This is a genomic window from Pantoea osteomyelitidis, from assembly GCF_044342975.1.
In the GTDB taxonomy this organism is placed as follows: domain Bacteria; phylum Pseudomonadota; class Gammaproteobacteria; order Enterobacterales; family Enterobacteriaceae; genus Pantoea; species Pantoea osteomyelitidis.
The window spans coordinates 699,914-719,461 of sequence record NZ_JBGFSN010000004.1; the positions used below are offsets into that span (position 1 = coordinate 699,914).

Consider the following 19,548-nt stretch of genomic DNA (forward strand, 5'->3'; position numbering starts at 1 on the left):
GAAAGCGGCGAGCGATCTCACAGCCGATCGCTGATATCGCGCCATTCGCCGGGCGCGAGATCTTCCAGCATCATGGTCCCCATGGCATAACGGATCAAGCGCAATGTCGGAAAGCCGATATGGGCCGTCATACGGCGCACCTGACGGTTGCGGCCCTCATAAAGGGTGATTTTCAGCCAGCAGGTCGGGATGTTTTTACGCTCGCGGATCGGCGGCTGACGCGGCCAGAGCCAGGCAGGTTCAGGCACTTTTTCCACTCCGGCAGGTAGCGTCGGGCCATCTTTCAGATTAACCCCATCCCGCAACGGTTGCAGATCCGCTTCCTGCGGCTCGCCCTCGACCTGAACAAAATAGATTTTCCCGGTGCGCTTGCCCGGCTGAGTCAGCGTCGCCTGCAGCGCGCCGTCGTTGGTCAGCACCATCAAGCCTTCGCTGTCGCGATCGAGGCGACCAGCGGCATAAATATCCGCAAGGGGGATAAAATCTTTCAATGTGCGCCGGCCCGCTTCATCGGTGAACTGTGGCAGCACATCAAAGGGTTTGTTAAATAAAATGACGCGGCGCGGACCCGTCGGTCGCGGTCTGGCGCGGGCCGGGCGGCTGAATCGTTTATCCTGGTGAATTCGTTGAGAAGTTTTACGCATGGGCTTTGCAGTCAGAAACAATCGGCGCATTATACCGCGAAACTGCGGTGATTGGCGCGGCGGAAATATTCAAGTAGTATTGACGCGCATCTTACAAATCATTAACAAAAAATCGCTCGAAGGAGAGGTTAATGGAAAGCAAAGTAGTTGTTCCGGCGGAAGGTCAAAAAATCACCCTGGATCAGGGCAAACTGGTCGTACCCAATAACCCGATCATCCCTTACATTGAAGGTGACGGCATTGGCGTTGACGTTTCGCCAGTGATGCTGAAAGTGGTTGATGCTGCCGTGAAGAAAGCCTACAACGGCGAGCGAAAAATTTCCTGGATGGAAATTTATACCGGTGAAAAATCTGTAGAACTTTATGGCGCAGATACCTGGCTGCCGCAGGAAACCCTGGATTTAATTAAAGAGTACCGCGTTGCCATCAAAGGTCCGCTGACGACCCCGGTTGGCGGCGGTATCCGTTCACTGAACGTGGCGCTGCGTCAGGAGCTGGATCTCTACGTCTGCCTGCGTCCGGTACGCTACTACAAAGGCACGCCGAGCCCGGTTAAACGCCCTGAAGAGACCGATATGGTGATCTTCCGCGAAAACTCCGAAGATATCTACGCCGGTATCGAGTGGAAAGCGGGCACGCCGGAAGCGGACAAAGTGATCAAATTCCTGCGCGAAGAGATGGGCGTGAAGAAAATTCGCTTCCCTGAGCAGTGCGGTATCGGCGTGAAGCCGTGTTCGGAAGAGGGTACCAAGCGTCTGGTACGCGCTGCGGTGGAATATACCATCACCAACGATCGCGATTCACTGACGCTGGTTCACAAAGGCAACATCATGAAGTTCACCGAAGGCTCTTTCAAAGACTGGGGTTACCAGTTGGTGAAAGAGGAGTTTGGCGGCGAACTGATTGACGGCGGCCCGTGGATGAAGTTCAAAAACCCGAACACCGGTAAAGAGATCATCGTGAAAGATGTGATTGCCGATGCGTTCCTGCAACAGATCCTGCTGCGTCCGGCGGAATATGACGTTATCGCCTGTATGAACCTGAACGGTGACTATATTTCTGATGCCCTGGCGGCACAGGTAGGCGGTATCGGTATCGCACCGGGCGCCAACATCGGTGACGAATGCGCGCTGTTCGAAGCCACGCACGGTACCGCTCCGAAATATGCCGGTCAGGATAAAGTGAACCCAGGCTCGGTGATCCTTTCTGCAGAGATGATGCTGCGTCATATGGAATGGTTCGAAGCGGCTGACCTGATCGTGAAAGGCATGGAAGGCGCTATCGCCAATAAAACCGTGACCTACGATTTCGAACGTCTGATGGACGGCGCTAAGCTGCTGAAATGTTCAGAGTTTGGTGACGCGATCATCGAAAACATGTAATTCGTTTTTACCGCTAACACTCCGGTTTTGGCTCCTAATGCCGGAGTGTTTTCCTTCCTGAAATTTCTTCTGCAAAACTCCTGCAAAACCCTTCTGCAAAACTGTACATAATGTGAGCTATTTTAGACCGCAACTACTGTCCATTCCTTGCCTCTGTCATCGTTGTATTTGTCAGTCTGCAGCTGATTCTTATGCCCTAAAAGCTGTTGAGTGTTAAGCCCTTGTTCGCGATAAAGGCGTTCAGAAAGGGAGCGTTGCTCATGAAAAGTTGGCGGCGTCCCGTTGCTCCATCTCAGGTTTGTTTTATTCCGTGCTTGTTTGAATCCTCCTGTAATAGTGTTGCCCATTACAGGACCGCCACGAACCGCCTGTGCAGTCGTATGGTGGTGGTGGATAATGAATTTACTTACGATACGATCCCTGCACCGTGTGATAATTTCTTCAAGCGTTATGTTGAGAGCTTCACAGCGTAACGAAAGAGGAATCGCCAATTTTGCTCCCGTTTTCATTTGATGAATATGCAGATGACCGTCCCAAATGTCCTTGAATTGCATTTTTGCTATATCGCCTAAGCGCTGACCTGTTACTACTGCAAGCAGCATGGAATTTTGAATATAGTTCGGCATATTTTCTGCGGCCTCAAATATCTTGTGCCATTCTTCCAGGCTTAACCGTTCCCGCTGAATTCTGCTACGTGGTTGTTTTGTTGCGCTGGCAGGGTTATATCCAGGTGGTACTTCCCCGGCGTGTTGTGCTTCTTTATATACATCAATCAAAACCATACGAACTATTTGTGCCATCCGATTCTGGCCTCGCTCTTTATAATCTTCTATAAGTTCTGCAACGTCCCTCACCGTGATCTCATCAATGCCTCTCAGGCCATACGAAGAAACAAACGCTTTTACTGGAGCAAGTTTTTGCTTATATGTGTTTAGCTTTATTTCGCCAGTATTCAATCTTTCATTCTGTATTTTAAGATACTTATCGACCCAGGTTGTGACGCTGATACCTTTGCTTTGAGAACGACTGATTTCGTTTCGGACTTTTAATAGCTGGTTAACTTGTTGTGCAGCGAGGCGATTGTTCGCCTCGGTTGCTATGGTTTTCGCTTCACTTTCGTCAATACCCAGCCCGTGAAATTTACCCGTAACTGGATGTTTATAACGCCAGTAAACCTTTTTTGTGCGAGCATCCATGTAACAGGAGAGGCCGGGAATATTTATATTATATTTGCGCGGTCTGGCCATCTTCGAGAATCCTTTTCAGAAGAGGGTTATCGCTCTCTTTGATAAGTGGTTTTTCAATTCCTATAAAGCGAGCGCTTCTTTCAACACGCCATCTGTTTCCCACTTTTTTTGGTAAAGGAAATATCATCCCGTTCTTGGCATACTTACACAAGGTGGCTTTGCTCGGGATCGGCTCGTCAAACTCCTCCCTGGCCCACGTTGTTAAAGTAACCATGCGTGACACGTTTTTTTCCATAAAGTACTATCCATTCAAATAGGCTGTGTTGGTCTACTGTTTATGCCTCATGTTGTGAGGAAACAGCTGGCGTACAGTTTGTATCATGTTGGCATTCCCGGTTCAGCTTCCGGTGTTCATTGATTAAAGATTGCAGTTCTTCCAGTTCGTCAGGTGACAGAGAAAGAGAGGCAGAATCTTTAAGACCGGAATCGATAATCGCTACTACGCGGCGCGCTTTTTTGATGCTGATTTCCGGCGCGATAATACTCCGGGTTACTTTTTTCTTCCCTGCAGCTGTGGCCGCGGCTTTGTCTTTCTCCAGTACTTTTCCGGCGTTCTCACCGTGCTGTTTCACCCGGTCAACGGCTACGTCGACAGATACCTCTCCGGCCTTAACGCTCTGCTGAACGTCATGATTCGCTGTGCTCAGCGTCAGTAGCTTTTCGACAGTAGGGAGGGATTTATTAACCAGCTTTGCTATCTCCGCCGTGGTCAGGTTAAAGCCCGCCAGCTCTTTGATGACAGCAGACTGCTCAAGCGGAGAGAGCGGCAACTGATTGTTGGATGTTATAATGCGGGCCAGGCGTTCAACATCATTCCCGGTGAAGGGAACAATGTGAATTCTGTTTACCGGCTTACCTGCTGCGCGACAGCGTTCGTAGCAACGGCGGCGGCGGTGACCTTCAACTACCCAAACACCGCCATCATCCTTAGCAATAACTTCCAGAGGAGGGACGATGCCGCCGCCCAGCAGGAATTCAAAAAGCGCATCATCAGCCTGGCGGGTGCGCTCATCATCTTCGCGCTTGTTGAATCCCGGCTTTACATGAATATCATCCAAGCTGATAAACATGCCGGAATCGCTGCGTTTAATGACTCCGGCTTTGATCATCTGTTTAAAAGAATTGGCCATCATTTTTCCTTTTCAATGAATCGTGGCGCGATTGAGTTCCTCTGCCTTACGCTGGGCCTTTAACGGATTTTTTATCACTGTGCCGTCCGGCAACAGCCAGCCGTAAAAAAGCTGGCTCCAGGGTAAGGTGATATGACCTACGGTTATGTCATCATCAGGCTTTCTCATCTGACATTCTCAGCACCTGTTTAAGGCGGTTTGCATACCATTCCCGGTAACGGTATTCGTAAATGTCATCTTCTCGCTGAATCCACATATCCGGAGCTGTAGCGAAAGCTATCGCTTCCCGCATTGCTTCGTTCTGTTCCGCCGATTGCCTTAGCGCCTGCGCCAGCCTGCGTACCAGTTCCCGCTCAACAGGTGGCAGTGTAACGGCAACCTGTACGGCTTCGGCGACGAGCGCGCTTACGTTTGGGTTTCTCATCAACTCTTACCTCTGTAACTTTTACCGGAGCAGGGCGCGTTTCACGGGTCCCGGCATGTGTGCGCCAGTTAGTGCGCATCTGCCAGATAATTATCTGCGTGTAATCACAGCCGTCATCTGGTGTCCAGCGCGCAGGAAAAAGCAGTCCGTTGTTCTGACTTTCTTCGCACATGTTCAATCCCTACCGCACAGACAATGTTTGCGGGCTGCTTTCCAGACGGGCACCGGGAACAGGATTGGTGAACTCTTTCGGCACGGCTTCCCCGCGTTTCTCAAACTCGGCAATCTGCTTTGCCGCTTCCTGCAGGGTTTGTTTGATCTGATCCCTGAGCGGGGTAATGATGATTTCCGTCCGTGCTTCGACAAACTCATCCGGGACCGCATCGATGTTGTCGATAACGAGTCTCTGAACTCCCTTTCGGGCGGTGAAAGTATTGAGGGTGGTTTTTAACGTCTGCCGTTCAGAAATAATCAGGCAGTCCAGCAGATATTTTTTGAGTGCAGCCGCCTGGCGTTCCCAGTGCTTTTTACGTTCGGTCAGGCGGTTGGCTTCACTGGCGCAACCTTCGGCCTGCAGCTCAAACTGACGGATGACTGACATCGTTGCGTCGAATTTATCTTCCAGCATTCCTTCGAGGCCATCGAGCGTATCAGCGATCATCTCGGGGGTAAGCTCACCGCCATCAGTAGCCAGAGCCTGAAGCTTTTTGATCTCGGCGGCGATATCCATTGTCCGGTTGCTCATGATGCTGCCTCCTGCAGTTTCATCAGACATTCAGCTTTGACTTCTTCCAGGCGGCGCAAACGACCCTCAAGGTATTTTGCATAATCGTTGTTGCCTGTTTCCCTGGCAGATTTGAGGTGTGTACTTACGGTGCGGGTGAGCGACGTTGCGATTTTTGACACTTCATTCTGCGTAACGGCATGACGCATCGTCTCAACGTTCTGTTTGAACTTCTCATCGAGTTCTGCGCGTATCCGGGTGGATTCCTCCGCGTTTCTGCTCGCGTTTTTAATATCGAATTCAATCTCGATCTCTTTCTTATACTCGGGCATGTCATACAGGCCGAGCCAGATATCAGCTGAGAACCCGAGCAGGGAGAGGGCTTTCTTGATCGCATCAGTCAGGGATTTTTTCTGTGCTTCGCCGTCGCACTTGATGCCCTTATTTGCGTGGTACAGATAAGGTGTGGCGCCATAAGCTTCGACTTCGCCGCGCACATCCCCTTCAATGAGATACCATAGCCGGATTTTAATGCTGTGATTCTGCTCAGTTATGAGGCTGCCGTCGGCGTCACGCAGTAACCGTTTACCGACAAACTTATTATTTTCATATATGGCCTCGCTCATTGGCGCACCAGGCAACATACGATCCTCTAAAACCTCAAATCCCCAGCCTTCGCCGATTGGGCCGAAAAGCTCTGTCGCACGCATGAACATATACTCGGCGTTGATGGATGTGCCTTCATAACCTGTCCCGTTTAACGGCTTTGTAAAACGTGGATCAGTACGCATCACCTGGCGCCAGATTTTCAGATTGTCGTGTGCTGAACCGTCTTTGTTTTGCAGCTCTTTTTCGAGAACCTCACCGACCTGTTGGAAATTATTTGTGACCTGAACAAACTCTGTTGCCGGCACAACCTTTTCAACGGCAATTACCTGTGCCTCAGCTTCCATCCCCGACGGCTTTCCTGCTGATTCTGCTGAATCAACAGCCATTGCTTCAGCCGGTTCCGCTGTAGCTTCCATAAACCCTGCTGCGTGCTGTGATGACGCTCCTGCTTCTTCATCCTGAATTTCCTTTTCATCCCGCTGCCCACAGGCAAGCGCTACAATCCTCAAATCGGGTTTGGCATGATCCGTTTCAGTCAGTGTCCGGTTGATATAGTCCTGTAAGGCGCCGGGATTATCAGGGATGTCAGCCGGAGCCGTTTTCACGCAACAGATAATCATGGCGCGGGAATAATCGAGAATACCGGGCGTCTGACGGAGCGCATTACTCCACGCGGGAAAAGGCTTTTCCTTGAGACTGACAATGTCGCGGGCACGTTTAAAAATGCTGCTGGAAATGTTGTAGATATCGAAATCCTGAGAACGTCCCATGATGCCCAGAGCTATTTCGAGATCGAGAGTCGAAAAATCATGTTTTAAATCCGGGCTGCGATCCGTTTCCTTGCCTCCGCCAGCCAGCGTGCCGGATGCGGTGCGTAATTTGTCATTACGGTCGCCGCGCAGGTCATTTACCCATTTCTCTGCGAAAGCTTTCATCTGCGGCCAGGTGTCGTTGTGGTCGAAGCAATCGCGCAGATCATGGATCAATTGCAGAATCCGCTCCGGGTACATAGCTGCGGCAGATGGAGTTTTTATCAGCGCCTCAGTGATATGGTCATCAAATGTTTGCGGTGTGTCCTGCATAAGCGCCAGGGCATCCTCAAGCTGTGTCCGCGTAACCTGTGACGTTCCGTAACGAACAAGAACGGCAATGCGCATGACTGAAGACAGATTGTTAAATTCGATCGGTTCCCCAGGTTCATTTGCAGCGGAAACCGCTTCGAGTTCTCTGGTCTGTTCGTTCCAGACGTGTGTATCCATAAAACTGTCGTCCAGAACATTCAGGGCAGGGAGAGGCAGGCCGGGACGGTGAGCATAAATCTTCGGTGCGAAAAAATGCTCGCTGCTTTCCGGCATCTCTTCTTCAAGCTTCACGACTGCCATCGCAGCCGCCATTTTCAGAGAGTTCGCTTCGATGGAAGTCGCAAGAGATTTGGCGCCGTATTTTTCTGCTGCTGTTTTTTTTGCATGATATACAACAACAAATAAAGACATGATTATTCTCCTTTTTCGATAAAAGAATAAATCTCATTTAGTTTATTGAGTGTTTCTTTTGGAAGAATGCGAGTCAGGTTTTCTTTATCGCAATTTTTTATCTGAGCGGTCATTTCCTCTGCTATATCGCTTAAGTTTAAATATCCTTCACTTATTAATATGCGGACATGTTCTTTCAAATCGTTTACTGTTAAAGAGACAGAAGCTTTTTCTCCGTTATGGATAGTAATTGCCCTGAACGACAAAGATATAACTGCCATGATTATTTCCTCAAATGAGGTAATAGGGTGGCCGGACTCGAACCGGCGACCTCCCGCATTGCTGAATTTAAAGGCGGGTGCTCTTCCTCTGAGCTACACCCCCGGCCACTTAATGAATTTCAACGCTAAACACAACGGGCTCCTGACCCGCTCTGGTCGCACGCAGTTTTGCCTCCGCTGCTTCTATCAGGAAAGTTAAATCCGTAATTGCTTCAATAGCACAATAAGGACAATCGTAAACGCCGAGATTATATTGCCCGTCAATAACAACAGTAGTAACACCGTCTTTTTCCAGGTGGATAACACCGCTTACCTTATTGTTGCAGTTGAAGCTTGCAAGCGATTTATTAAGCGGTCTGATTTTGAAATCGTAAACTTTCATATGCATTCCTTATTTAAGATGAGTACTTTCCTGCCGGTTTAGCGGCATATTTTCCCTGGTGTTGCATTTTTAATTGGTCTGGATTACAGACCCGGTAAGAATTGATTTATAAACTTCTGCGTGTGTATCAGTACACCGGATTTGCTCATGAGGTCGATGTAAATACAGCCCTTTATTTGAATTTACTGATGCGCGCCAGAGCTTGCCACGGTATTCAACAAGCATTCCCGGCTTGATTTCGCTGCGCGGAATGACAGTTGTCGCTTTCATTCAAATAGCCTCAGTCAGACTTAATTTTCGTAAGCTGGCTGAGGCGTCAAACGCTGTCGCCAGCTTTCCAACGAATCCCTCTGTATGAGCAGGGCGGTATTTACTCCATGTACTGTTTTTCTTGCCGGTAACGCTGGCCAGCGGAACGTTTGTTAAGTAACTGCTGTGCAAATCAATAAAAACACACTGCCGTCTCGTTCATACGCCTCAGGCTGGCTACTTTGCTCTGGCTGCAACACAGATAACTCATGCGTTTGTCTGGTTGTATTCAGCGGTTGCTGTGTGCTTCTGTAGCTGAATTTACTAAATGCTAAACGGAATGTAAAGTGTTAAGTAAACGCAGAGCGCAAAAAAAACACCGCATCCCGGCAGGAGGCGGTGGTTTCAATCAAAAAAGACTTATTTTAACGGGTTTTGTCGGAGCCTCATCAGTTCGTCAAAAAGCGCATCGTATTCCTGCACTCTTTCATCGGCACTTTGAAGCATCTCCTTTTTGCCTGCGTCAGGCAAACGGCGAAAAAGCTCTATAAGAGTTTTTTCCTGCTCATCGAGTTCGATGACCGGCGCCTCGTCTTTGTTCCCGTAAGGCGTGTCCAAGAAGGAAAGGGGCATACCGTAGTCGCCCTCGATTCTTCTGGCCGCCTTTTCTCCAAATGAGGATTTGCCGTTCATGAGCTGAGACAGATAGCTTTTCTCACGTTCGGGCAGAGATTTTCCGGCGAACCATTCTTTCAGGCGCTGACGCCTTATTTCTTTAATGTCCATTGAAGCATTATTGCTTAGTGTTTATTTGATTAGCAAAAACTTGACGCTTTGGTTTATTTTTTAGTAAATTTGCTTTACCTAAGGAGGGACCATGCATCTTAAAATTTATCTTGAAAATGCGAAACGTGGTGAAGCAACACGCTTAGCCAGGGAACTACATATCTCAACATCATACCTTTCTCAACTAGTGTCAGGTGCGGCGTCAGTATCTCCGGCCCGTTGCATTGAGATAGAAAAAGTGACGGGAGGAGCTGTTACACGAGCCGATATGCGCCCTGACGACTGGCATAAAATCTGGCCTGAATTCACAGTAAGTTAAACCTCAGCAGGCCTGAGATGAGATATTAACACTTCTGCTAAGGAGAGTGTGAAACATGGAAATCAGCAGTCTGGTTGTTCGTAACGTGGCAAACAAGTTAGAAGAATGGGCTGCTGAAATCTCCTGGAAATCTGCAGGCGCAAAGGTAGCGGAGGCATATCATCATTTCGGTCGCGGCGAGCTGTTGCCAGCCGTAAATACAGAGAATGATATTCGTAATGCTGCACAGCGATTGAGGCGCATATTCAGGCGGGAGGGGCAATACCGAAAGATGGCCAGACAGTTGATCCCGGCTGTACTGACTGCAATGCCAGTAATCCGGCGCGCAAAACTGGAACAATCGCTTAACCCTGTCAGGTTAGCTGCGTTAGAAAGCGTAGAAGCCGTAAACGCAGTCCATCTTGGCGCACCCGCGCAACATATTATTCGTGAAAGAGACGAGGCGATCGCAGCTCTTCAGGCAATGCGATTTGCGGTTTTAAGCAGTACCGGCGGACGGTTATCTGCGTCTGCTGGAATATAGACAGGCATAAACATGGCTAATTCATGGCTCAGGTTATGGCATGACATGCCGAACGATCCGAAATGGCGAACTATTTCGAGAGTCTCCGGCGAGCCGATTGCGCTCGTACAGGCAATCTATTTGCAGTTACTCGTGAGTGCGTCACAAAACGTAACGCGTGACGAAAACGGCGTAACGTTACACTCCGTGACGGTAACGAACGAGGATATAGCGAGCGCACTCGACGTGACGGAGCGTAACGTTGAGTCTGTTATTTCTGCCATGCAGGGGCGCGTTTTAGACGGTAACAGGGTTAAAGGATGGGATAAGCGACAGGCTACTTCAGCTAATGCCAGAAACGGCGGAAAGCCTGCAAAATCAGGGGCTGAGCGGGCACGTGAATATCGTGAAAGGAAAAAGCAGCGTGAGATGGGATCACAGAGCGTAACGTCACGTAACGTTACGTCATGTGACAGTAACAGCGTAACGCCACAGATAAGAGAAGATAAGAAAAGAAGAGATATAAATAATAAACCCCCTGTAGTCCCCCACGGGGATGTGACACAGGGATCTGATTGTGACGCGGTTACGCCGACGTTCGAAGCGTTCTGGGAAATTTATCCGCAACGTGCAGGTAGCAATTCAAAAACCAAAGCCCTGAAAGCCTGGGATAACAGGCTGAGTGAGAATATCCCCCCTGATAAAATGATTGCAGGTGCTGCACGTTACGCTGCGTACATCGCCGCAACGAGAAAAACGGGAACCGAATTTGTTATGCAGGCATCAAGGTTTCTCGGTTCAGGCCATCATTTTGAAGAAAATTATTTAATTCCCGGTAATGGTTCCTGTGAAATTTATACCGGTACAAATTATCCAACTCCTGAGGGCTGGAGAAGCGAGTGAATAAATTTTGCTCGTAACTACTCGGAGTTATATTCTTAAAGGGTGAGCGAGATCATGGAAGGTTTTATCAGCTTAATCCGGTAGTTTACTTGCTGTAAACGCACCTGTATTAAAGTACAGCTGGCAGGGAAAAGGTAAGGATGGTATGGCGACGCAACGAAAATTTATGAAATGGATATTTTAAATCATCTTTCATTAGAAATGCCTGAGGAAGGCCGCCTTGTGGTTACCATGAAAAACGGTAAATATTATTCATCAAGAAAACTCAACGATAATGAATATATTGCCAGTTTAAACGTTTTTCTTGAGCTGGCTCAGGCTGCCGGTTACAAGGTTGTTTGTCCTGACAAGTCAGATTATAATAGCAAATAAGGCCTGAACAGCCTGCTGAGTAATTGCTGTGCCACCGGAGGTTATGATGGCGCAGATATATTTAATAAAAACTTCATCAGAATTTCTGGCCCCGGCTAACCCCGGGGCCACAGAATATATACAGGGTTTAAAATCCGGTGTCTGGCTAAACTGCGATGTTCGCCAGGCGCGTAATTATCTTTTTCACAAACGCTTTTTCAGCTTGCTGAAATTTGGTTACGAATACTGGACGCCATCAGGTGGCGCCCTTACACCTGAAGAGCAGCATCTTTTAAACGGGTTCGTCAGTTTCCTGTGCAAAGCTGCGGGCACCGGTTATAAAACCGCTCTGGCTGATGCTGCTGAGCACTACCTGAATGAAGTAACTTATAACCGCACAAAAGATATGGCACTGCTGAAGTCATTCGATGCGTTTCGCGAGTGGGTCACTGTCCAGGCGGGATTTTATAGTGAACATATCTACCCGGACGGCAGCCGTGGACGTCGGGCAAAATCAGTTTCATTCGCTCAGATGGATGAGCCGGAGTTTCGCCAGCTTTATAAATCCGTTCTGAACGTTCTGTGGAACTACATTCTGTTTCGTAAATTCCCTTCATACCAGGCAGCAGAAAGCGCCGCCGCGCAGCTGCTGGAGTACGCGGCATGAGCAAAAAGTTACGCAATGCTGCGCGTGGCCGTGACTGCCAGATACGCATACCGGGCATCTGTAATTTCAATCCTGAAACTACTGTGCTCGCTCATTACCGGCTGGCCGGTACCTGTGGTGCAGGTTTGAAACCGGATGATGAGCAGGGCGCCCACGCCTGTAGTGCCTGCCACGATGCCGTAGACGGGCGAATCCGTACCTGTTTCACCCGTGAGGAGCTGCGCCTGTTTCATGCTGAAGGCGTTTTACGTACACAGGCTTTACTGAGGAAGGAAGCAAAATGATTTATCCCTCTACCTGCGGCAAAGCTGACGGAAAAGAGATACGCCTGCGAACGCTGGAAAGTGTCTGGATACAGGGAAAGCTGAGAATGTGGGGAAGATGGTCCTATATTGGCGAAGGAAAGACAGGCAATGTTTTTAACCAGCTCCTGAGCACGAAAAAGGTAACTAAAACGGCCTTAGCCCAGGCTCAGAAGTACCTGAAAAACTCAGGGCTGAGTAAATCAGAGCTGGCGCTTTACCTCAGTGATTTACTGAGTGCCAGGCAGAAAAGCAGCTTAGCTTACTGTACTGATGCAGAAGCGCTGCTCATTGATCGGGTGATAAGTGGCGTTCTGGAAGAGCACAGGGGCCTGTTATACATCATTCATGATCGCTATATCGGGCGCGGTAAAAGCAAGAAGCAGATGGCGCGGGAGCTTAATGAAAATCATCCTGAATGGTGCCTGAGAACATGCGAAAGCCGGATTGATACCTGGCTGACCTTTGCAGAGTATTTGTTGTATCAGCCAATGTGCGAAGCTTTTGGTGTAAATGTCAAAAGGTTCAGGTAACGATGAGTTTTATTAATAATTATTTTTGTATCAAATGTTTGTGTAAATATAATTTGAATAATGAATATTTAATTATCATTGAATGATGGCTGTCGTTACCGTATTTAATTGATTTTACTAATCGCAATATATAATATTGTGGCGGGTGCTTGAGGCTTTCTGCCTTAAGCATTTGCAGACGGCAGAAAGAGAAAAGCCCCAGGAGACTTTAAATCAACCTGAGGCCCGTCTTTATGTCCAACAACGTAAAGGTAGCCTCTTACGAGCTGAAAAGCAAGGAGAAGCAACCATGAAGCAGCGCAGGGCGATTTTTATCGCCTCTATTCTGATAGCAGCGATTTTTGTTATCGCTTTGGTAATGCGAAAGGATCTCTGTGAGGTCCAGATCAAAACCGGTCTGATAGACGTTGCTGTTTACATGGCTTACGAATCCATTAAGTAAGAGCAACCGGCGGGGAGCAATCCCCGCCACTCTTTATGCGGTTGTGGCATAATCTCAACGCACCCATTCTTTAATATTTAATATGATTAGCCTTCTATTTATAAGTTTGTTATCAAACAGGAGCGATAAAGCAGGTATTGCTTTCTTGCGCGAAAGTTGATTCAATTGCGCTATGCTTCGCAAAGCTGTAAGCAAAAGCGATTAAATACCAACCCTGCTAACGCGGGGTTTTTTTATGTCTGCAAAACGTGCAGTAACTCATTCTCAATTAAAAAAGACTTACTCCGGTGAGTCTTTTTTTTACATTCAGACCGGAGATATTAATGAACCATACACCGCCCGGAGGGTGGGAACAGCTGGAAAACTGGCTGTCAATATATGCCCCATCAATCTATGCGGGACTGACTGCGCTGGGCATTTCTGCACTTTGCGATATACGTTCCGGTAAACCCTGGCTGTACACCGCTACCGGCGCTCTTATCTGTGGCATTTTCGCCGTTGCAGTGTCCGCACTCTTGGAACATATGGGCCTTCCGTATAACAGCGGCGCTTTTGCCGGGGCGCTGGTTGGTTTCGTCGGTGCCGATCGCTTGCGTGATATGGCGCTCGGGCTGGTATACCGGCGCGCAGGAATCGAACGTAAGGAGAATGCGAATGAAACTGAGTGAACATCAGAGAAAGTTTACCCGGATGATCGGGCGGCTGATTACTTGGGCATACGGCAATGGATATGAGCTGACATTTGGTGAGGCTTATCGGACACCCGAACAGGCCCAGCTCAATGCGAGACAGGGAAAGGGCATCGCTAATAGTTTGCATACCCGCCGTCTGGCAGTAGATTTCAATCTGTTTATTGATGGTGAATACCAGACCGACAGTGCGGCTTATGAGCCTCTCGGTAAATACTGGGAATCAATCGGCGGCAGCTGGGGTGGGCGGTTCAGTAAGCCTGACGGAAATCATTTCAGCCTGGCTTATCAGGGCGTTCAATAATTTGTGGTTCAAATTACTTTATGAGGCTTGGTTATGAGAAGATTTATTTTGCAATAAATTTTTCATTTCAAAGCTTCCTGCCTATCATGCGCAAAGCTTCATCGCACATTCGCATTTTCAACACTGAGTAAAGCATGACCAATTTGAGGCGGTTAGGCGTGCCTTTATCAGTAAAAGAAAGTGGTTCTCCGCCCCTAATTTGGATTTGGAATTCGTTAACAGCAAGTAAGTTATCTGGATAGTGTTGGCTGGCGAGAGACGTTAAAGATTCGATTTCGGGATCAGTCAAAGCAAAGCTATCTATCTGATGAGCTCTAACATTTCTAATTTTATTAAATCTTTTAATTAACTTGTTAAGTGATTCACTTAATCCGAAGTTAAAGGCAAGCTGATTTTTTGCTGAAAAGTCTAGGTTAAGATTTTCGCCGAATCCTCTAAATATATTATTGTTTTGGGATGCACATATGCACCAAGCTTCAAGATCTTTTTCAAGCATTAAGTGTAGCCTTAACACTACGCCTATATCATCTTCTGTTTCACAAGCAGCCATGAATTTATCATGTTGACCTGTATGAAGGGTTAAAAATTCAAAGTGAGAGAAATTGAAGGTAAGTGGTTGGCTTGAAATTTCCATCTGTTTATTGCCCTTTGGGTGATTTTTTATATTGCTTACAGGCAAATATATTGCCCTGCCTTGAGTTTTTATAAATAGAAGCTGCTGTTTATATAAGCATATTTACTGGAAAAATCAATTGGGTTTATTGGTTTTGGCAGTAAAAGTACGATAGATATTATTCTTTTTATTTTCCTTAAGTGCCCTCTAGATCATTTGCAATAAAAACAATCAGTTATTGCAATTGCTGATTGGTCTGATTGAAGTTTCATTTGCAATTGCCGATAAATTTTCAACCCTTACTTTTTTGGTGTTAAAGCAATGAATGAAACTGTTGTTACTACAAAAGAAGAGCTTAAGAAAGCAAAGGATAAAAAGGTTGAAATCATCTTAGTTGAAGGTGAGCTGGCCAAAAATCTCAGGAGAAGTAAAAAAATTGGAATAGCAACCGGAGGCTTGTCTGTTGTGGCAGTTGCGGCTTTAGCTGCTTCACTTGCTGCGGCACCTGTCAGTGGTGGTGCTTCTCTTGCAGGATTCGCAGCTGTCGCCCCTACTGCCGCAGCAGCTTTTTCTGGGTTTGAGATATCGGCAATTATTGCAGCATCAGCAATAGGATTAACTCTTCTCATAGCAATTTTCAAAGACTATGAAGAGGTAGAAGCTGGTCCTAACGGAGGTATCAAGCTAAAAAGGAAACAGCGAAAGACTTGATTGCCTGCGAATCAACATTATTGACCTATCAATTTTGGTAAACAGTTTTACTGGAAGCCATTGTATGAGTTGCGATATGCTTTCGGTACACTCTTGTTTACGCTAAATAAAAATCCTAAAAAGGTTTGGACGTGTCTATGAAAAAGAATTTATTGGCAGGGATCCTATCGCTTGCATGTATGGCCAGTTTTAGTGCTCATGCTGATTGGGATGCGAAAGTAGAAGATGATATTTTTTCAGGTGGCAAACAGGCGATGCTTGTAGGAATGATTTCTATGAATAATGGAATCATTTTCGATTGTACCAAAGATTCTTTGAGTATGGCTTATGTTGAAAAGGGTGATTACAAAGCAGCAGAATCTCTCCCTGTCACTATGATTGTTAAGGTTGATTCAAACGACCCGGTAAGCTTGCAGGGTAATTTCTCTAAGCGCAATGATGAATATCTTCAAGCTGCAACTACACAAGATGGGCTTGTAAATATTTTGACTCAGCTCAAACAAGCGCAATCTAAAGTATTAATTGGTCTTAATGTCGAGGCTGTTAACAAAAAGATGAGCTTTAGCGCGGATGCGGTGGGATCAACTAAAGCTGTCACCGATTTCGCTACTGCTTGTGGTATCAAAGTTTAAGTAATATCAAAATCATTCAAACCGCCTTCGGGCGGTTTTTTTATGGCCTAAACATGCTAAAAATGACCAACGTGCCGGTAATTGGCGGCACAGGGAAGAAGGGCATCTGGATGGCAGGTGCTTTCACCATCGGTGTTCAAAAGCACAACGATTGTTTTATCGACCTTACCTCCGACTCAACAGATCCCCGCATAAAATATACCGGCCCGCCACATTTTTACTGGGACAGCGATGGCCATCTGCATCTTTCCGATGAGAATGAATGGCCGGTTGAGTACAAAGATGGACTGCCTATTGGCAGACACGCCCCGGAGCCTGCAGCTGTCAACCTTCAGCCTGAAATGCGTGGAGACACGGCTCGGATTAACGGTAGTACTGGCAACTTCATTTACACCCCTACGTCCGGTTACGCCGTTGCTGAAGGTCCAGACGGTGGCCCTATCGCAAGCGTTAACACGGATGAATTGCTCTACGGCATTTACGACCAGACATCTTCGGCATGGCTTGAAGCGCCTGCTCCGATAACGGATTTGTCGAGCTGGACACGCGTTATTTCTACATTGCGTGCAGAAGGGGCGGTTCGTACTTACGTCGGACGCAGGGACACAGCGAATTATCTTTATGCCCTCTGTCAGTTGCCTGTTGCGGATACCTACACGTTTTCACATTACAGAAAGCTGGGCAGTTCATTACTGACAGGTTTTGTGCAGGTAGAAGCAGGAACTATTGCGACCTCACCGATTCTGACGGGTACAGATAAAGTGACCAGAAACGCCGCAACAGCAATTATTGCGACAGCCGGTATCAACAGGCTGACAGTTAGCTGGAGCGACGGCGCGTCAGATACATACCAGACGCCTGAGGATTCTTTTTCTCTGCCGCTTTCGGCCCATCACTGGGGAACCCGTTACATGCAAAGCATTACGCTGGAGGAATAATGCCAACCACCAATATCACGGTTTATCAGGAATGGGCACTGGTTACAGCCGGTGCCGATACGGCCTTGCTGAGCGCTGTCAGCGGTTACGGTGAGATATGCGAATCAACTGGCACTCCTGACCGTTCCCTTAAAGGACATTACATCGCTGCCGGAAAAGAGGGACCTGCCTACCAGGTTAGCGGAGATATTTATGCCCGCGCTTCGCCGGGTTCAAACAGCCTGGTGCTTGCGCTGACCTGACATCCAAAAAGTACCGTTATCAATTTTCAAATTTGGCTTTCCTGATTCGATATTTTTCAGACCAGAGGATTTTTCTGCGTGAATAACAAAAACAGGCTTCAGGTGAAATACCTGCACTTAGAAGCATTAATACCATACGCACGTAACGCGAGAACACACAGCACAGAGCAGGTCGAACAGCTTGCTGCCAGCATTCAGGAGTTTGGCTGGACCAATCCTGTGCTGGTGGATGAAAGCGGTGAAATCATTGCCGGTCATGGCCGGGTTATGGCGGCGGAGCAGCTGGCGATCGATGAAGTGCCATGTATTACCCTGGCAGGGCTGAGTGACGTCCAGAAACGCGCTTACCGGCTGGCAGATAACCGCCTGCCGCTTAATGCCGGCTGGGATGAATTCCTGCTAAAAAATGAGCTGGTCGATCTGCAGGCTGAAAACTTTGATTTGCTGCTGGCGGGGTTCGATGACCGCGAGCTGGATGATCTGTTGGGTGAGCATCAACCCATCGATTTTGAAAAGGATGAGGATAACGCGGGCGTCGATATCAATTACCTGACATTCAGCCGGAAAAAAATACCGCTGTCAGAAACTGAAGCCTCCGGGCTGATGAACGCGCTGAATGATTACGTTGAAGAAAATGGTTCGTTTTTCGGATTCGTAAATCACCTGTTGGGGAACAGTCATGCTGAAGCTTAACTATGACATCTCCGCGCTACGTGGCGCCGAATATAACCCGCGTTTCATAGGTGAAGAGGATTTATCCGTCCTCGCTGAAAGTATTCAGGTTCTCGGGCTGGTGAAGCCTCTGATAGTCCGGGGCGATCTGCTGGTGGCCGGACACCAGCGAACCCGCGCACTGCGTAAGCTCGGAGTAACCAAAGCTGCCGTTTACGTTCTGCCGGTCGAGACAACTCTTTACGATGAGCTGCGCTTTAACCAGCTGCATAACGGCACCGATCAGGACTCCGGCGATGAAAGGTGTGTGATCACCGGGCTGAGTAATAAATCGGGGTTTTGTGTGGTTCAGCCCCAACAGCTCACAGGTAATTTTCGTTCGCGTATGGCGTATGTCCGCCGCGAAATCTCAGAGATGATCCTCCGTTTCGGTCCCTGGGGCGGTTGTGTGGCTACCCGTTCGGGCGAGGTCATCCATTGCGCTCAGTATGCGCTGGCTTCTCGTAGTGTTAATGCACCGCTGACGGTTTACGTTATTCCTGACGAGAAGAAAGCACTTTACAGAAAGTATCTGCAGCGCACCTACGGGGTATTTAGCTACAACCATCTCGAAAAGCATACCTACGTCCAGACATATGCTCAGATGATGCGCCTGCGTTCCGGCAGGAGCAAAGAAAACCGCTCCCGGCTATATGAAGGGCTGGTTCTTCCCTGGCTTAGTTCGCATCAGGATGGAAGAGCTTTAAGGGGTATCGACTTTGGATCAGGTCAGGGCGATTACGCCAAAAGGTTGCGTCAGGCAGGATTCAATCTGTTGGACGTAGAACTTTTCCGCAGGCTTGGCGCCAGCAACATTTTGGATATCACCAGTATTAACCGGATGATTACTGATATGTGTGATTCGCTGACAGAGCATGGCCTCTTTGACTACGTCATTTGCGACAGCGTACTCAACAGTGTGGATTGCCCCGAGGCAGAAAAAAGCGTCCTGCATTTCATCAGAGGGTTATGTAAACCCGGCGGAATGCTGTTCTTCTCCGGGCGACGGCTGGAGTTTGAACTCGCTGCGTTAAACCTCAAAAAATCTGCCTCAAAAAAATCGAAGCTGTTTTTTCTTGATGAAAATAACTTCACAGCGAAATACAGAAAAGGGCACTGGTTTTATCAAAAATTCCATTCTGAAAAAGACATCATGCAGATCGTTGCTGACTACGACCTGAAACTCATTTCGCTGGTGGACAGTAAATCATCTTTCCAGGTACAGGCTGTTCCTCAGCAGCCATCAAAACCGGACGATTTGAAGAAGGCGATCAGCTATGAGTTCGAGCTTGAATTGCCCGGTAACAAGCGAATCGGGCGTTCAGCTGACGTCCTGAGAGCATTCAAACTGGAGTAATG

The 19,548-nt window shown here is 47.9% G+C and carries 30 protein-coding genes; 17 read left to right on the forward strand and 13 right to left on the reverse strand.

What is annotated here, in order from left to right:
• Window positions 1–17: 17 nt before the first annotated feature.
• Entirely contained in the window at window positions 18–674 is a 657-nt protein-coding gene (gene rluE, locus ABU178_RS08290; RefSeq protein ID WP_397213726.1) for a 23S rRNA pseudouridine(2457) synthase RluE, read from the reverse strand.
• A gap of 101 nt (window positions 675–775) precedes the next feature.
• Here rluE and icd point away from each other — a divergent pair, with 101 nt between their 5' ends.
• Window positions 776–2,026, forward strand: a complete 1,251-nt coding sequence (gene icd / locus ABU178_RS08295) for an NADP-dependent isocitrate dehydrogenase (protein ID WP_397213728.1) — start codon at window positions 776–778, stop codon at window positions 2,024–2,026.
• A gap of 122 nt (window positions 2,027–2,148) precedes the next feature.
• Here the strand turns inward: icd and ABU178_RS08300 are convergent, their stop codons facing one another.
• The 11 genes from ABU178_RS08300 to ABU178_RS08350 all read right to left on the reverse strand — a co-directional run bounded on the left by ABU178_RS08300 (window position 2,149) and on the right by ABU178_RS08350 (window position 9,330).
• Complete coding sequence (locus ABU178_RS08300) at window positions 2,149–3,273, reverse strand: phage integrase Arm DNA-binding domain-containing protein (protein WP_397213730.1); 1,125 nt, start codon at window positions 3,271–3,273, stop codon at window positions 2,149–2,151.
• Complete coding sequence (locus ABU178_RS08305; protein ID WP_397215749.1) at window positions 3,251–3,496, reverse strand: excisionase; 246 nt, start codon at window positions 3,494–3,496, stop codon at window positions 3,251–3,253. Before ABU178_RS08305 ends, ABU178_RS08300 begins: the two co-directional genes overlap by 23 nt.
• 52 nt (window positions 3,497–3,548) lie before the next feature.
• Entirely contained in the window at window positions 3,549–4,403 is an 855-nt protein-coding gene (locus ABU178_RS08310; protein ID WP_397213732.1) for a ParB/RepB/Spo0J family partition protein, read from the reverse strand.
• Window positions 4,404–4,415: 12 nt separating this feature from the next.
• The gene (locus ABU178_RS08315) at window positions 4,416–4,571 is read right to left on the reverse strand and encodes a DUF1317 family protein (protein ID WP_397213734.1); all 156 of its coding nucleotides are present in this window, start codon (window positions 4,569–4,571) and stop codon (window positions 4,416–4,418) included.
• The gene (locus tag ABU178_RS08320) at window positions 4,558–4,827 is read right to left on the reverse strand and encodes a hypothetical protein (RefSeq protein ID WP_397213736.1); all 270 of its coding nucleotides are present in this window, start codon (window positions 4,825–4,827) and stop codon (window positions 4,558–4,560) included. The genes ABU178_RS08315 and ABU178_RS08320 overlap by 14 nt, the downstream gene beginning before the upstream one ends.
• Before the next feature lie 181 nt (window positions 4,828–5,008).
• Window positions 5,009–5,602 (reverse strand): siphovirus Gp157 family protein, encoded by a 594-nt coding sequence (locus ABU178_RS08325; protein WP_397213737.1) that lies wholly within the window; start codon window positions 5,600–5,602, stop codon window positions 5,009–5,011.
• Window positions 5,569–7,653: a hypothetical protein gene (locus ABU178_RS08330; RefSeq protein WP_397213739.1), complete on the reverse strand. Its 2,085-nt coding sequence runs from the start codon at window positions 7,651–7,653 to the stop codon at window positions 5,569–5,571. The genes ABU178_RS08325 and ABU178_RS08330 overlap by 34 nt, the downstream gene beginning before the upstream one ends.
• A gap of 2 nt (window positions 7,654–7,655) precedes the next feature.
• On the reverse strand, window positions 7,656–7,913 hold the full coding sequence (locus tag ABU178_RS08335) for a hypothetical protein (RefSeq protein WP_397213741.1): 258 nt from the start codon (window positions 7,911–7,913) through the stop codon (window positions 7,656–7,658).
• Between the two features lie 109 nt (window positions 7,914–8,022).
• The gene (locus tag ABU178_RS08340; RefSeq protein ID WP_397213743.1) at window positions 8,023–8,295 is read right to left on the reverse strand and encodes a DNA breaking-rejoining protein; all 273 of its coding nucleotides are present in this window, start codon (window positions 8,293–8,295) and stop codon (window positions 8,023–8,025) included.
• A 69-nt stretch (window positions 8,296–8,364) separates the two neighbouring features.
• Window positions 8,365–8,565 (reverse strand): cell division protein FtsZ, encoded by a 201-nt coding sequence (locus ABU178_RS08345; RefSeq protein ID WP_397213745.1) that lies wholly within the window; start codon window positions 8,563–8,565, stop codon window positions 8,365–8,367.
• Between the two features lie 399 nt (window positions 8,566–8,964).
• Complete coding sequence (locus ABU178_RS08350; RefSeq protein WP_397213747.1) at window positions 8,965–9,330, reverse strand: hypothetical protein; 366 nt, start codon at window positions 9,328–9,330, stop codon at window positions 8,965–8,967.
• Window positions 9,331–9,421: 91 nt separating this feature from the next.
• Between ABU178_RS08350 and ABU178_RS08355 the strand changes: the two genes are divergently transcribed.
• The 10 genes from ABU178_RS08355 (at window position 9,422) to ABU178_RS08400 (ending at window position 14,342) form a co-directional block, all read left to right on the forward strand.
• Window positions 9,422–9,649 carry a transcriptional regulator gene (locus ABU178_RS08355; RefSeq protein ID WP_397213748.1) on the forward strand — a complete coding sequence of 76 codons (228 nt, stop codon included), beginning with the start codon at window positions 9,422–9,424 and terminating at the stop codon, window positions 9,647–9,649.
• A 55-nt stretch (window positions 9,650–9,704) separates the two neighbouring features.
• Window positions 9,705–10,172 (forward strand): toxin YdaT family protein, encoded by a 468-nt coding sequence (locus tag ABU178_RS08360; RefSeq protein ID WP_397213750.1) that lies wholly within the window; start codon window positions 9,705–9,707, stop codon window positions 10,170–10,172.
• A 12-nt stretch (window positions 10,173–10,184) separates the two neighbouring features.
• Window positions 10,185–11,054 (forward strand): phage replisome organizer, encoded by an 870-nt coding sequence (locus ABU178_RS08365; protein WP_397213752.1) that lies wholly within the window; start codon window positions 10,185–10,187, stop codon window positions 11,052–11,054.
• 171 nt (window positions 11,055–11,225) lie between these two features.
• Window positions 11,226–11,426, forward strand: coding sequence for a hypothetical protein (locus ABU178_RS08370; protein ID WP_397213754.1), 201 nt, complete (start codon window positions 11,226–11,228; stop codon window positions 11,424–11,426).
• A gap of 46 nt (window positions 11,427–11,472) precedes the next feature.
• Entirely contained in the window at window positions 11,473–12,072 is a 600-nt protein-coding gene (locus tag ABU178_RS08375) for a DUF1367 family protein (protein ID WP_397213756.1), read from the forward strand.
• Window positions 12,069–12,356, forward strand: coding sequence for a DUF1364 domain-containing protein (locus tag ABU178_RS08380; protein ID WP_397213758.1), 288 nt, complete (start codon window positions 12,069–12,071; stop codon window positions 12,354–12,356). Before ABU178_RS08375 ends, ABU178_RS08380 begins: the two co-directional genes overlap by 4 nt.
• Window positions 12,353–12,907 (forward strand): DUF1133 family protein, encoded by a 555-nt coding sequence (locus ABU178_RS08385; RefSeq protein ID WP_397213760.1) that lies wholly within the window; start codon window positions 12,353–12,355, stop codon window positions 12,905–12,907. The genes ABU178_RS08380 and ABU178_RS08385 overlap by 4 nt, the downstream gene beginning before the upstream one ends.
• Window positions 12,908–13,052: 145 nt before the next feature.
• A complete protein-coding gene (locus ABU178_RS08390) occupies window positions 13,053–13,349 on the forward strand; it encodes a Hok/Gef family protein (protein ID WP_397213762.1) in 297 nt (98 codons plus the stop codon).
• Window positions 13,350–13,672: 323 nt separating this feature from the next.
• Window positions 13,673–14,017 carry a phage holin family protein gene (locus tag ABU178_RS08395; RefSeq protein WP_397213764.1) on the forward strand — a complete coding sequence of 115 codons (345 nt, stop codon included), beginning with the start codon at window positions 13,673–13,675 and terminating at the stop codon, window positions 14,015–14,017.
• Window positions 14,004–14,342, forward strand: a complete 339-nt coding sequence (locus ABU178_RS08400; protein WP_397213766.1) for a M15 family metallopeptidase — start codon at window positions 14,004–14,006, stop codon at window positions 14,340–14,342. Before ABU178_RS08395 ends, ABU178_RS08400 begins: the two co-directional genes overlap by 14 nt.
• A 67-nt stretch (window positions 14,343–14,409) precedes the next feature.
• Here ABU178_RS08400 and ABU178_RS08405 read toward each other — a convergent pair whose 3' ends face one another.
• Complete coding sequence (locus ABU178_RS08405) at window positions 14,410–14,976, reverse strand: hypothetical protein (protein WP_397213768.1); 567 nt, start codon at window positions 14,974–14,976, stop codon at window positions 14,410–14,412.
• 300 nt (window positions 14,977–15,276) lie between these two features.
• On the opposite strand from ABU178_RS08405, the gene ABU178_RS08410 reads away from it, so the two are divergent.
• From ABU178_RS08410 to ABU178_RS08435, 6 genes are all read left to right on the forward strand, one after another.
• Complete coding sequence (locus tag ABU178_RS08410; RefSeq protein ID WP_397213771.1) at window positions 15,277–15,666, forward strand: hypothetical protein; 390 nt, start codon at window positions 15,277–15,279, stop codon at window positions 15,664–15,666.
• A gap of 137 nt (window positions 15,667–15,803) precedes the next feature.
• Window positions 15,804–16,298: a hypothetical protein gene (locus ABU178_RS08415; protein ID WP_397213773.1), complete on the forward strand. Its 495-nt coding sequence runs from the start codon at window positions 15,804–15,806 to the stop codon at window positions 16,296–16,298.
• Window positions 16,280–17,236, forward strand: coding sequence for a hypothetical protein (locus ABU178_RS08420; protein WP_397213775.1), 957 nt, complete (start codon window positions 16,280–16,282; stop codon window positions 17,234–17,236). The genes ABU178_RS08415 and ABU178_RS08420 overlap by 19 nt, the downstream gene beginning before the upstream one ends.
• Window positions 17,236–17,478 carry a hypothetical protein gene (locus ABU178_RS08425; protein WP_397213777.1) on the forward strand — a complete coding sequence of 81 codons (243 nt, stop codon included), beginning with the start codon at window positions 17,236–17,238 and terminating at the stop codon, window positions 17,476–17,478. The genes ABU178_RS08420 and ABU178_RS08425 overlap by 1 nt, the downstream gene beginning before the upstream one ends.
• 78 nt (window positions 17,479–17,556) lie before the next feature.
• Window positions 17,557–18,171 (forward strand): ParB/Srx family N-terminal domain-containing protein, encoded by a 615-nt coding sequence (locus ABU178_RS08430; protein ID WP_397213779.1) that lies wholly within the window; start codon window positions 17,557–17,559, stop codon window positions 18,169–18,171.
• The gene (locus tag ABU178_RS08435; RefSeq protein ID WP_397213781.1) at window positions 18,158–19,546 is read left to right on the forward strand and encodes a methyltransferase domain-containing protein; all 1,389 of its coding nucleotides are present in this window, start codon (window positions 18,158–18,160) and stop codon (window positions 19,544–19,546) included. The genes ABU178_RS08430 and ABU178_RS08435 overlap by 14 nt, the downstream gene beginning before the upstream one ends.
• Window positions 19,547–19,548 lie beyond the last annotated feature (2 nt).